10 protein-coding genes, 1 tRNA gene and 1 pseudogene are annotated in these 12,161 nt (G+C 67.1%); 8 read left to right on the forward strand and 4 right to left on the reverse strand.

Annotated elements, in window-relative coordinates; genetic code table 11:
- Window positions 1-79: 79 nt before the first annotated feature.
- Window positions 80-904, forward strand: coding sequence for a PspA/IM30 family protein (locus HALKA_RS0108705; protein WP_026190233.1), 825 nt, complete (start codon window positions 80-82; stop codon window positions 902-904).
- Between the two features lie 35 nt (window positions 905-939).
- On the opposite strand, the gene HALKA_RS0108710 is transcribed toward HALKA_RS0108705, so the two are convergent.
- Complete coding sequence (locus tag HALKA_RS0108710) at window positions 940-2,457, reverse strand: molybdopterin-dependent oxidoreductase (protein ID WP_018257615.1); 1,518 nt, start codon at window positions 2,455-2,457, stop codon at window positions 940-942.
- Window positions 2,458-2,568: 111 nt separating this feature from the next.
- Between HALKA_RS0108710 and HALKA_RS22250 the strand changes: the two genes are divergently transcribed.
- From HALKA_RS22250 to HALKA_RS21900, 3 genes and pseudogenes are all read left to right on the forward strand, one after another.
- Window positions 2,569-2,688: an HVO_2523 family zinc finger protein gene (locus tag HALKA_RS22250; RefSeq protein WP_015762719.1), complete on the forward strand. Its 120-nt coding sequence runs from the start codon at window positions 2,569-2,571 to the stop codon at window positions 2,686-2,688.
- 181 nt (window positions 2,689-2,869) lie between these two features.
- Window positions 2,870-4,888: pseudogene (locus tag HALKA_RS21895) on the forward strand (PAS domain S-box protein); the annotation flags it as partial.
- 383 nt (window positions 4,889-5,271) lie between these two features.
- The gene (locus tag HALKA_RS21900) at window positions 5,272-5,415 is read left to right on the forward strand and encodes an ATP-binding protein (protein ID WP_342661900.1); all 144 of its coding nucleotides are present in this window, start codon (window positions 5,272-5,274) and stop codon (window positions 5,413-5,415) included.
- Here the strand turns inward: HALKA_RS21900 and HALKA_RS0108725 are convergent.
- Window positions 5,412-6,074: a TVP38/TMEM64 family protein gene (locus HALKA_RS0108725; protein ID WP_026190234.1), complete on the reverse strand. Its 663-nt coding sequence runs from the start codon at window positions 6,072-6,074 to the stop codon at window positions 5,412-5,414. The genes HALKA_RS21900 and HALKA_RS0108725 overlap by 4 nt on opposite strands.
- Before the next feature lie 116 nt (window positions 6,075-6,190).
- Between HALKA_RS0108725 and HALKA_RS0108730 the strand changes: the two genes are divergently transcribed.
- Window positions 6,191-6,553, forward strand: coding sequence for a DUF5830 family protein (locus HALKA_RS0108730; RefSeq protein ID WP_026190235.1), 363 nt, complete (start codon window positions 6,191-6,193; stop codon window positions 6,551-6,553).
- Here HALKA_RS0108730 and HALKA_RS0108735 read toward each other — a convergent pair.
- Window positions 6,550-7,545 carry a DUF7115 domain-containing protein gene (locus HALKA_RS0108735; protein WP_018257618.1) on the reverse strand — a complete coding sequence of 332 codons (996 nt, stop codon included), beginning with the start codon at window positions 7,543-7,545 and terminating at the stop codon, window positions 6,550-6,552. The two genes, HALKA_RS0108730 and HALKA_RS0108735, sit on opposite strands and share 4 nt — an antisense overlap.
- 111 nt (window positions 7,546-7,656) lie before the next feature.
- On the opposite strand from HALKA_RS0108735, the gene HALKA_RS20940 reads away from it, so the two are divergent.
- The 3 genes from HALKA_RS20940 (at window position 7,657) to HALKA_RS0108745 (ending at window position 11,156) form a co-directional block, all read left to right on the forward strand.
- A tRNA-Met gene (locus HALKA_RS20940) sits at window positions 7,657-7,860 on the forward strand.
- A gap of 162 nt (window positions 7,861-8,022) precedes the next feature.
- Complete coding sequence (locus HALKA_RS0108740) at window positions 8,023-9,351, forward strand: ABC transporter substrate-binding protein (RefSeq protein WP_018257619.1); 1,329 nt, start codon at window positions 8,023-8,025, stop codon at window positions 9,349-9,351.
- Window positions 9,352-9,653: 302 nt separating this feature from the next.
- Window positions 9,654-11,156 (forward strand): replication factor C large subunit, encoded by a 1,503-nt coding sequence (locus HALKA_RS0108745; RefSeq protein ID WP_018257620.1) that lies wholly within the window; start codon window positions 9,654-9,656, stop codon window positions 11,154-11,156.
- A 106-nt stretch (window positions 11,157-11,262) separates the two neighbouring features.
- On the opposite strand, the gene HALKA_RS0108750 is transcribed toward HALKA_RS0108745, so the two are convergent.
- Window positions 11,263-12,069, reverse strand: coding sequence for a COX15/CtaA family protein (locus tag HALKA_RS0108750; RefSeq protein ID WP_018257621.1), 807 nt, complete (start codon window positions 12,067-12,069; stop codon window positions 11,263-11,265).
- Between the last annotated feature and the right edge of the window lie 92 nt (window positions 12,070-12,161).

A 12,161-nucleotide genomic window follows, 5' to 3' on the forward strand; every position in this document is an offset into this window, starting at 1 on the left:
CGCCGCTCGGTCGTCGTTCTGGTGTAGACATGGACAGTACCCCCTACCGACGCGGCCGTCCCGAACGGAGGGTGCGCCCGTGAGTCTGCTCCGGCGGTTTGGCTTCGTCGTCCGGTCGTGGCTCGACGCCCTGTTGAACCGCGTCGAAGACCCCGTCGCAGAACTGATACTGCCGGCTGTAACTGTTTCAAGATATTCGCGACAACGGGGTCGCGAAATCCTATACAGACTTACAGCCGGCAGTATGAACTCCTCCTACGAACAACTCCGAGACGAGCTCCAGGAGATCAACCGCGGCATCGCCGACCTCACCACCCAGAAGAAGCGCCTGGAGATGCACCGCGAACGCCTGCGGGCGGCCGTCGAGAAGTACGACGAGCAGAGTCAGGATGCACTCCGACAGGAGCGCGAGGACCTGGCCAGACGCGCCCTGGAGAAGAAACACGCGACGAGCGATCAGCTCGCTGGGCTGGACGAACAGATCGACCGACTGCAGGCGACGCAGGACCAGCTCGTCCAGCGCCAGATCGAACTCCGGGGACGGATCGAGGGGTTCCGGACCCACAAAGAGACGCTGAAGGCGCGCCACGAAGCGGCCGAGGCGTCGGCCCGCGTCGCCGAGGCGTTCACCGGGGTCGGCGGCGACATGGCTGACGTGAACCGTGCAATCGAGCGTGCGACCGAACGGACCGAGCAGATGGAGGCCAGAGCGGCCGCGCTCGAAGAGCTCGAAGCGAGCGGTGCGCTCGACGACGTGCTCGCAGAGGGCGACGAGATCGACCGGGAACTGGACCGACGCTCGACCGAACAGCGGGTCGATCGCGAACTCGATCAGCTGAAGACCCGGCTGGGGCACGAGACCGAGCGGTCCCAGAGCGTCGACGTGGACGAAGCAGCGAGCTAACCCGCCGTGTCGCGCGGTTCCGTTCGCTGGAGGGGCTACTCCACCGTCCTCGACACCCATCCGCTGGGGCCGTTGGGGAAGGCCTCGCGTTCGGTCTCGGGCTGGACCGTCCCGTCGGCCTCGATCGCGCGGGCGACGACCTCGTGTTTCCCGTCCGGCGGTTCGTACTCGAAGGCCCACTGTCGCCACACGTCCGGCGCGTGTGGCGTCTCGCCGGGCTCGCCGGCCCAGTCGACCGACTCGACGAGGGGATCGGAGAGTCGCGCCTCCGACCAACTGTCGCCGCCGTCAGTCGAGACTTCGACGGCCGAGACGCCACGCGTCCCGGCGTAGGCGTGGCCGCCGACCTGCACGCGGCCGTCTGGCAGCGTGTTCTGGGCGTGGATCTTCGCGACGGTCTCGACCGGTCCGGTGCCGTGCCAGCCACGTTCCTCCCAGTACCCCTCCGCATCGCGGTCGATCACCTCGATCTCGGTGATCCACTTGACGTTGATCTCGCCCCAGTGGCCGGGCACCAGCGCCCGGGCCGGGTAGCCGTGGCCCTGTGGCAGCGCGCGGCCGTTCATCCGGTAGGCCAGCATCGCGCCGTTGAGCGCGTCGATGGGGAACACCTGGTAGTAGTCGTCGGCGGCGTGGACCCGCACGCAGTCACAGTCGCTCTCGGGGCCGGCTCGGTCCAGCAGCGTCCGGACGGGAACGCCGGTCCAGAGGGCGTTGTCCATCTTCGTCCCGTTGAGCGATTCGCCGACACAGCGCAGCGTGTGAAACTCCGTCCGTGCGTCCATCGACCGGAGCCGCTCGTAGTCGACCGTGATCTCCTCCTCGACCGAGCCGGTCACCGAGAGGGTCCACTGGGTCGCGTCGACCTCGGGATCGACGGCGTTGATGTCGACGCTGAAGAACGCGTCGCTCACGAGCGGTTCGAGCCCGTCGACGGCCAGCGACTGGTCTGCAGCCGTTTCGAGTGCCTCACGCACTGCCGGACTGGCGTCGTCCGGAATCGTCGCGGTCGGCTGGCTGGTGTCGTCGGTCAGGACGGTCGCGACGACGCCGACTCCGGCCGCCGTCCCCAGCGACGCGAGGACGCGCCGACGGTCGGGATTCGTCGCGCCGCGAGCCGGAAGCGAGCCCGACAGCCCCGCGAGGCCGAGTGTGAGAGCCGCTCCGACTGCGGCACCACCGCCGGAAGGGACAGAGCCCGTGAGCAGCGTCGCGACGCCGAAGACGACGCCACCGGCGACGACGGGTCCGACGGCGCGGTTGGCGAGTCGATCCCCGAGCCTGCCGGCGACGCGTGCGACCGCGGCGACGACACAGACAGCCACGAGCGCGGCGGCGACGAGGTTCAGCCGCTGGCCGAGCGAACCGAGAAACTGGATCGCCAGCGAGACCACAGCGCCGGGCATCCGCCGGGCCAGCCACCGCTCGATCGGTGACGCGACGAACGACGGGGCGAAGCCGACGGCGGCGAGCGAGCCCACGACGGCCGCGACGCCGGCAAACAGCGCCACCGCATCGTCGGCCGACGGGCGAAAGCGAGCGAACCGTGTCATGCCCGTTGCTGGGGACACTACCCCCTTAACGGTTCTTCGGATTCCGTACCAAATTCGTCCGCGACGCCGAACGTCGACACGCTCTTTCCCGACCGCGCCCCAGAGCGTGTCATGACCGAGACCGGTGGGCGGCCCTGTCCGATGTGCGAGACGCCCATGTACCACCGCCACTGCAAGTACGTCTGTCCCGTGCACGGTGTCGTGTACGACTGCGCCGACACGTTCTACTGATACGCAACGACAACCGTCCGTATGACACTGCCGACTGTCAGTCTGGGCCGATCTCGCGATCCCGGAGTCACGAGTCGCTCGAAACAGTGACAGTGCGACGACTGAGACCGACGCCGGCTCGTGGACCGTCATATCGACACAACTACACATTTTTATACGGTGGGCGACAGAGACTGGTGTAATGACCCAGCCAGGGGACGGGGTTCGGGTGCTCCACGTGGACCGCGACCCGCAGGTCCGACACGCCGTCGCGGCGCGGCTGGCGGACGACGACGTCGTCGTCGAGAGCGTCGCGACCAGCGGGGCAGCAGTCGAGGAGCTCGACGACGGTCGGTTCGATTGCGTCGTCAGCGGCCACGACGACCCGGCACTCGACAGCGTCGCGCTCCTCGAAACCGTCCGGTCGGAGTATCCGGACCTCCCCTTCCTGCTGTGTACCGACGCCGGCAGTGAAGCGCTCGCCAGCGAGGCGGTCGCTGCCGTCGTCACCGAGTACCTCCCTCGCGACGGCGACGGCGGGTATCGCGCGCTCGTGGATCGGGTCGAGCGAACGGTCTCGGAGTACAGAGCGACGACGCCGATCGAACGGCAAGAACAGCGCCTCTCGACGCTGGTGTCGAACCTCCCCGGAATGGTGTATCGCTGTCGAAACGAACCGGGCTGGCCGATGCAGTTCGTCAGCGCGGGAGTCCGGGAGCTGACCGGCTACGAGCCCGACGCCCTGGAGAGCGGACGGGTCGACTGGGAGACCGACGTGGTTCACCCCGAGGATCGCGACGATGTCCGGGAGGCGGTCCAGTCGGCACTCGACAGCGGCGAGCCCTTCGAAGTCACCTACCGGATCGAGACGGACGACGGGCAACGGCGGTGGCTGTGGGAGCGGGGCCAGTTGCTCACGCGCGACGACGAGACGGAGATTCTGGAGGGGTTTATGACGGACATCACGGCTCGCACGGAGCACCGCCGGGCGCTCGAAGAGCAGCGAGCGTACGTCGAGGACGTGTTGAACTCGCTCGAAGACCTCTTCTACGTCGTCACGCCCGACTGGTCGCTGCGCCAGTGGAACGATCAGGTGGTCGACGTGACGGGATACAGCGACGAGGAGATCGCGGAGATGACTGCACTGGAGTTCATCGCTCCCGAGGACGTTCCCACGGTCGAAGCTGCCATCGAGCGTGCGATCGAGAGCGGCTCGTCACGATACGAGGCCACGATACAGACGAAGTCCGGCGAGACGATTCCCTACGAGTTCCACGGTACGGCGCTGTCGGACACGACCGGCGAGTTCCTCGGTATCGCCGGTGTGGGCCCTGACGTGACCGAGCGCAAGGAGCGCGAACAGACGCTGCGCCAGTACGAGACGCTGGCCGAGAGCGTCGCGGACCCGAGGTACGTGATGGCACCCGACGGGACCATCGAGATGATCAACGACGCGCTGGCCGACCACATCGGCTACGAGCGGTCCGAGATCGTCGGAGCGTCGCCCGAGGAGTTCGTCGTCGGAGACGGCGTCGAACGGGCCGAGGAACGCATCCGCGAGCTGTTGACTACCGATCGAGACGTGGCGACCTTCGAGATGTGGACGGTCGACGACGACGGCGAGGAGACCTACAACGAGACGAAAATCGCCGTCATGACCGACGAAGACGGCGAGTTCGAGGGAACGGCCGGCGTCATCCGAGACATCACCGAGCGGATGGAACGTCAGCGAGAGCTAGAGCGCTACGAGACGATCCTGCAGGCGGTTGGGGATCCCGTCTACACGCTCGACGCCGAGGGGCAGTTCACAGTCGTCAACGACGCGATGGCGGCGCTCTCGGGCTACGACCGCGAGCAACTGGTCGGCGAGCACATCTCGAAGCTGATGACCCCGGAAGACGTTGCAGCCGGCGAAGAGCTCATCGCAGAACTGCTCGCCGACCCGGACCGGACGAACGGGACCTTCGAGATGGGACTCCGGACGGCCGACGGAACCGAGATCACCTGCGAGAATCACGTCGCCCTGCTGCCGACCGATGACGGGCGGTTCAGAGGGACCGCCGGTGTCATCCGGAACATAACCGAGCGAAAGCAACGGGAGCGACAGCTCGAACAGTTCGCCAGCGTCGTCAGCCACGACCTCCGGAGCCCGCTCAACGTCGTTCAGGGACGGATCAACCACGCCGTGGCGACCGGCGAGCTCGAACACCTCGACGACGCGGCCGACGCCGCCGACCGAATGGAAGCGCTCATCGACGACCTCCTCACCCTCGCCCGCCAGGGACGGCGGGTCGGCGACCTCGAACCGGTCGCTCTCGACGTGGTCGCCCAGGCGGCCTGGTCGCACCTCGACGCCGACGAGAAGGATCTCGTCGCCGAGACCGACAGCCGCGTCGAGGCCGACTTCGACCGACTCCAGGAACTGTTCGACAACTTGTTTCGCAACGCGACACCCACGGCGGAGCCGAGACGGTCCGCGTCGTCGACACCGACGACGGGTTCGCCGTCGTCGACACCGACGACGGGTTCGCCGTCGTCGACACCGACGACGGGTTCGCCGTCGTCGACGACGGGGACGGGATTCCGCCGAGCCAGCGTGAGACGATCTTCGAACGGGGGTTCACGACCAGCGAGGAGGGGACCGGATTCGGACTGGCGATCGTCGACACCATCGTCAGGGCTCACGACTGGTCGATCACGGTCGGACGGAGCGACGCGGGCGGTGCGCGCTTCGAGGTCACGACCTAGTTGCGCGAGGGACGAGCCGACCGGACGTGACGGTACGCGGGCCCCGCCAGCAACACGACCGCGACCGCGAACGAGCCAAGCAGCACGTGCAGGCCCGCGCTCAGCCCCTCCGTCGAGAGGGTCCGCATCGACGCACCGGCGAGCACTTCCACGAACACCCACGGAATCTCTCCGAGGAACGTCCCGACGACGTAGGCCCGCGTCGAGACGCCGGAGAAGCCGGCACCGTACGAGACCGGATCTGCCGGAAGCGGCGAGAGGCGTGCCGCGAGAACGCCGCGGGTCGCGCCCGTGACAGAGATGAACCGCCGGCCCGCGTCGTTGAGCCGGGCGAACAGGCCGCCGCCGCTACGCCCGGCATAGCGGGCAAACAGGAAGGGCGGGATCGTCGTCAGCGTCGCCCCGACCAGCGCGACAGGGATCCCGTACCGGAGGCCCAGCACGTAGCCCACGAGCGCGGAGATCGGACTGATCGGCCAGGCAAACAGCGGGCGAACGAGATACAACACGAGCAGCGCCGCGCCGAACTGGAGGGGATGTGCCGAGAGATGTGCGACCTCGTCGAGCAGCTGCCGGGGCGAGAGTTCCAGCGACGCGACGACCACGAGCGCGGCGAAGGCCACGACACCGCCGAGTTGCCGTCGCGTCGACTGTTTCATCGGTCGAAAACCGCGTTCGCAGTGTGAAACCTCTTGTGGTCCGATTCCCCGGCGACCGGAGCGGCGCTCGACGGAGCAGCCGAACGTTTACCAGCGTCGCCGTCGATGCTCCGACCGTGCCGTCCGACGATCGCGTCGCGCTCGGTCTGGAACTGCTCGCCCACCTCGAACACGCCGAGCTGTCGGTCAAGGACGCGATGGACCGCATCGAGATCGTCACCACCGATCCGGCAGTCCAGCGCGAGATCCTGACGGCCGCACAGCGTGAGGGGATCGTCGAACGCGAGGGCGGGGCGGTCCGGCCGACCGCGACGGGCACGTTCGTCAGCTTCGAGAGCGATGTCGTCGTCAAAGAGGGCGAGTTCGACTGTCAGCGCTGTGGTGCGGGCATCTCCGAGGGCCACTTCGTCCAGTTCGACAGCGACGAGCTCGGCCCCTTCGGCTCGACGTGTATCAGGAAAGTGCTCGGGCGCGACTAGCGGCCCTGTCGGAGCTCTTTGATCAGTTGCTTGATCGTCTGCTGTTGTTTCGCGAGGAGCTCGTTTTGCTGTTCGATTGTCTCGGTCAGCGTCGCGAGTTGCTCTTCGACGGCCGCGAGGTCGGCATCGTTCGTGGTACCGTCGGCCGTCGGAGACGCCTGTCTGGTCTCGGCGTCACGTTGTGAGGTGACCGAGGCGGCCGACTGACGCTGTCCGGCGGCCGCGGCCGGTCGCTCGTCGGCGGGCTCTGCGTCCTCGTCGTCGCCGACCAGCGGATCGATGCCCGAGTCGAGTCCGAGACCGTCCGACCCGCTGGGGCTCGCCTCCTCGCCGTCGGTCTCGCCGTCCGTCTCGTCGACTTCGAGGGCGTGGTTGAGTTCGCCGAGCGAGTCCACGTCGTGGTACGCGAACAGCGACCCCTCCAGCGTCTTGCGGAACAGCCCGGCCTGATCGTTGGGCGCTTTGATGCGTTCCGGACGGCCGTCGGCTTCGAGGACGACCGCTGTCGCGACGCTCCCCTCCTCGAAGTGCAGTCCCGTCACGTCGTCGTAGTGATACGCCTCGAAGTCGCCGGCCCAGGTGTACTCGCCGATGTGTTTGAGCAGGCGCGACTCGGTGACGACCAGCGTCAGTTCGCTGAACCGGAAGACGCCGCTGACGCCCTCGTCGTCCGCGATGACGCCCTTGACGCGGAGGTTCGCCTCCAGCAGGCGTTCGAGGACCGCGCTGGTGCGCTTGCCGGGGACGGCAAACGAGTCCTTGTCGTCGACGTAGGTCATCGTGAACTTCGTCTTCCGGCGACCCTCGGAAATCGAGAGGCGTTCGAAGTCGTGGGCGTACTCGCCGACCCCTTCGTCACTCAGCAACCCTTCGCCCCTGTAGACGAGCGTCCGCGTCGGGGTGAAACAGACGGCGTCTTCGTCCCCGAGGTTGACGCCGGCCGTGACCTCCTCGTCCCCGAGCGCTTGCCGGACGAGGTCTGGTATCTCCATGGTGGTCATGTACCAGTCCGGTGGCTTAAATCCGCGGGTGCCAGACCGTCACGGACCGCCACTAGATGAGAACGTTAAAGAGCACCTCCGGACAACGAACGAATGCACCGCGCCCGGGTGGCTTAGCTGGACATAGCGCCGCACTCATAGGGTCGTCGTACGGACCGTCGTAGACCTTCGCCGGACCGGCCGGGGAAACGGCTCCGACGGTTCGTACCGAACTCACGCGGTACCAACCCGGCATGACAGCAGGCGTTCGTCGCGCCTGCGACCTGAGTCATGCGGAGATCGAGGGTTCGGAGCCCTCCCCGGGCATTTTACTCTCATCGCGAACCCCGTGCGAGTGACGACGCCATCGCCCCTCGACGAGCGAGACGATCCCATCGAGCCGACACCCCGGTCCTCGATTCATCGCGAATCTCACGAACAGAACGTATATCCAAAGCGATATATGAGGTGGTTTACCAACTGTGGTCCATGACCACTGAGGACTGCGACGGGCGTCGTTCGCGCGTCACGCGGCGGCGAATGCTCGAATCTGTCGGCGGTGCTGGAACGCTGGCGCTCGCCGGCTGTCTGGGATCTGATAGCACATCCACCGCGACGAGCAGCGGCGACGGGTCGGTCACGATCGCGCTCACGGCACCCGAGACGGGCCACTACGCTCCCGTCGGTGAGCACGAACGCGACGGGTTCGAACTGGCTGTCAGGCACCTCAACGAAGGGGGTGGGATCGTCGACGACGCCGAGTACAGTTCCCTCTCGGGCGACGGCGTGCTGGGCTCGACCGTCGAGACCGCCGTGCTGGACACGGAAGCCAGCTCCGCAACGACCGAATCGAAGGTGCGTCCGCGTCTCGACGGCGACGAGTTCGCGGCGTTGTTTGGCGGCGTCGCCGGATCCGTCGTACAGACCAATCGCGACCTCGCCGACGAGTACGAGACGCCGTACTTCGTCGGCTCGTCGACGGTCGACGCACTCACCGGGAGCGGCTGCTCGCCCCACGTCTACCGGCACCTGTTCAACTCCACGACGCTGGCCCGGTCGCTCGTGTCCGAGCTCGCCAGCGACATCACGGGCCAGCAGTCGACCTTCCACGTCTACGCCGACGCACCGGAAGGCAACGACCTGTTCCAGTCGATCAGCGATGTCGTCTCCCGCCGTGACCTCCCCTGGCGGCCGACGGGGGGGATCGCGGTCCGCCCGGGAACGACGAACTTCGAGTCGGCGATCAACGAGGGCACCCTCTCCGACGTGACACTCGTCTTTCTCGACGTGTTCGGACTGGACGCCGTCAACGCGATCCAGTGGGCCAGAGACACGCTCTCCGAGGACACGACCGTGGTAGTGCCATATCTCACGCAGTCGATCGCGGACTTGCTCGGGGACCGGGTGGCGGGAATCTACGGCACGACGGGCTGGCACGAGGACCTGGGGACGCCACTGGCCGGCACCTTCGGCGAGGCCTATCAGCGCGAGTACGGGCGGTCGGACTCGGACGCGCTCGTCGCACCGGGTCCCGCGCAGACCGTCTACGCGCAGGTCGTCCTCTTTGCCCACGCCGCCGAACGGGCCGGGAGCTTCGACGCCGCAGCGATCCGGACCGAACTCGAAGGACTCGGGTACGCGGCCGGTGCGGGAACACAGGAGATGCGGGCCTGTGACCACCAGTCTATCCGTTCGGTCCCGATCGTTCGCGGTCGAGCACAGACGGAGTCTATCGACAACAACCTCGAACTACGCGCTGTCAAACGCGGTATGGAACCCGGCTGTGAGGAGCCGCCCGCATCGTCGTGCGATCTGTAGTCGGTCCCGACGGCGGCGCGACACGCTACTTAACAATTCCAATGGTTTTATGTCCCACACACAAATACCGCCAGACACCGGTGCCCTCCACAGTGCCGGTACGAAGCCATCAGTTGCCATCGCCGCTCGCTCACTTCCCCAGGGGCGAGCGGTGAACGCAATGCGGCACGGCAGATGCCCACCTCACACGCTTCCATCCCCATCCTCCGTGGACATCCTGCCGTTCCGGCAGTTTCTCTTTCGAGACGACGATCGCTCCCGCTCCGCAATCCCTAAACGAGCCTCGCGCCAAGCACACGCCAATGGCCGACTGGACGGAGCGATACCGCCCGACGACGCTGGCGGAGGTGCGGGGCAACGACAAGGCCCGCGACGCCCTGCGAGAGTGGGCCGACACGTGGGAGGACCATCGCGAGGCTGTCATCCTCCACGGCGCGCCGGGGATCGGGAAGACCTCGGCGGCCCACGCGCTGGCCAACGACATGGAGTGGCCGACGATCGAGCTCAACGCCTCGGACACCCGGACGAAAGACGTCATCGAAAAAGTCGCTGGGGAGGCGGCGAAGTCGGGGACGCTCACGGCGGGCGGAGCGGGGCGACGGCTCGTCATCATGGACGAGGCCGACAACATCCACGGCAACGCCGACCGCGGGGGGGCGCGGGCGATCACGTCGCTGGTCAAAGAGGCCAATCAGCCGATGATCCTCATCGCAAACGAGTTCTACGAGATGAGCAACGGGCTGCGCAGCGCCTGTGAGGACATCGAGTTCCGCGACGTGGGCAAGCGCTCGATCGTGCCGGTGTTGCGGGACGTACTCAGGCAGGAGGAGATCGCGTTCGACGACGACGCGCTGACCGAGATCGCCGAGATGAACGACGGCGACCTCCGGGGGGCGATCAAGGACCTCCAGGCGCTTGCGGAGGGCCGGGACCACCTCGCCGCCGACGACGTGGTCACCGGCGAGCGCGACACCACGGAGGGAATCTTCGACTACCTCGATCTCCTGTTGAAGGAGGCCGGGCCACAGGAAGCACTCGAAGCGAGCTACGACGTCGACGAGACGCCCGACGACCTCATCAACTGGATCGAGGACAACATGCCCAAAGAGTACGCGGGCAGCGAGCTGACGACCGCCTACGAGTTCCTCGCAAACGCCGACCGCTGGCTCGGGCGCGTACGCGCGAAGCAGAACTACTCGTTCTGGCGCTACGCGGGCGACAACATGACCGCGGGAGTCGCCGCCGCCCGCGAGGGAACGAAGGGCGGCTGGACTCGCTACGGTCCCCCGAGCTACTGGTCGAAGCTGGGCCGCTCGAAGGGCACGCGCAACACGCGAGACCACATCGCCCAGCAGATCGCCGCCGTCAACGGCGTCAGCATGCGCACCGCGCGCCGGGAGATCATGCCTTTCCTCGCGACGATGACCCACCACTGCAAGAACCGCGAGCTGACCGTGGCGATGGCCGCCCAGTACGAGATGGACGCCAGCCACGTCGCCTTCGTCACCGGGTCGGGGAAAGACACCAACAAGGTCCAGTCGATCGTCGAGGACGCCGAGGAGCTGCGAGAGGAGGCCGCCGTCGAGGGGTCGGACGGTGCCTTCGAGGGGGCCAGCGCGGGCGAGGCGACACCGGACGCGGACGCCGCGGACGACACTGAGGACGACGGCGACGACACCGACGACGGTGGGCAGGCGACGCTTGGCGGTGAGCCCGCGGGCGACGACGGCGAGGCGGACGACGGCGACGGCAGCCAAGCGAGCGACGACGGCGACCAGCAGTCCGGGCTCTCCGATTTCATGTGACGATCGCCTGACCGACAGTCCGTATCATACGGTTTCTTGTAGTTGCTCACCGGTGATCGTCGCCACAGAGTAGACGATCACCGGTAAATCGCTACAATAATCCGTATCAGTTCGCCCGCGTCGCGGCCAGACCGCCGGTCTTCGACCGCTTCGAGAGCGTCCAGATCGCGCCCGCGATCAGGACGAGGACGACGACTGCACCGACATCCGTCAGCGTCTGGTCGAGCCCGAACTTCCGGCGCGCGACGAGCATGTCGAACCAGGTGACGGCACTGCCCAGCGCGAAGAGGAGACGCGCGCGAGCGAGCCCGTGGCCGTGTGCCCACAGCGCCCCCGCGGCGAGCGCGCCCCAGAGGAGGAAAGAGAGGGCGTAGTAGCCGGTGAGCACGCTGACCGGCACCGCGAACAGGGAGCCGTCGAGCGCGAGGTGGACGGGAACCGCCACAGCAGCGAGGATCGCCAGCGTGCGGAGTCCACCGACGGACGGCCGTTCGACGGTCCAGGCACAGGCCGCCGTGAGACAGAGCAGGATGAGCGACGCCGTAAAGAAGTGCGCCGCGGTGATCAGAGCGGTAAACTCCGTCACCGTCAGCGCCCCGAGGATGATCTGGGAGGGGAGCAGTGCGACGGCGGCGGTGACGGCCCACTTCACCCGACGGTCGTCCTGGCGTCGCCAGGCGAGATACAGGACGCCGAGCAGCGCGAAGCCGACGAGCATCGCCAGCAGCCGGTGGGACCACTCGATGAAACTCACGAGGTTCGCGGGGAACAGTCCCAGCCAGCCGTCACAGAGCGGCCATCGCTGTTCGCAGGTCAGTCCTGCGCCCTTGTAGGCGGTGTAGAGCCCGACGAGCATCAGGAGCAGCGTTCCGGCCGTCGACCCGAGCAAGAGGTTGCGAAACCGGCGACTCATGGCACGGGCTACGTCTCTGAGCTACTTATGTCCCGCCTTTCCCCGTGCAGTCTCGCGGAGTCCCCACGAGTTTTAAGCACGTTCCTGTCGCC

This window comes from Halomicrobium katesii DSM 19301 (assembly GCF_000379085.1).
Taxonomy (GTDB): Archaea; Halobacteriota; Halobacteria; order Halobacteriales; family Haloarculaceae; genus Halomicrobium; species Halomicrobium katesii.

Excerpts from the sequence above, each read along its gene's own strand:
- HALKA_RS0108710 (WP_018257615.1), bottom strand. The coding sequence starts at position 2,457 with ATGACACGGTTCGCTCGCTTTCGCCCGTCGGCCGACGATGCGGTGGCG.
- HALKA_RS22250 (WP_015762719.1), top strand. The coding sequence starts at position 2,569 with ATGACCGAGACCGGTGGGCGGCCCTGTCCGATGTGCGAGACGCCCATG.
- HALKA_RS0108725 (WP_026190234.1), bottom strand. The coding sequence starts at position 6,074 with ATGAAACAGTCGACGCGACGGCAACTCGGCGGTGTCGTGGCCTTCGCC.
- HALKA_RS0108735 (WP_018257618.1), bottom strand. The coding sequence starts at position 7,545 with ATGGAGATACCAGACCTCGTCCGGCAAGCGCTCGGGGACGAGGAGGTC.
- HALKA_RS0108740 (WP_018257619.1), top strand. The coding sequence starts at position 8,023 with ATGACCACTGAGGACTGCGACGGGCGTCGTTCGCGCGTCACGCGGCGG.
- HALKA_RS0108745 (WP_018257620.1), top strand. The coding sequence starts at position 9,654 with ATGGCCGACTGGACGGAGCGATACCGCCCGACGACGCTGGCGGAGGTG.
- HALKA_RS0108750 (WP_018257621.1), bottom strand. The coding sequence starts at position 12,069 with ATGAGTCGCCGGTTTCGCAACCTCTTGCTCGGGTCGACGGCCGGAACG.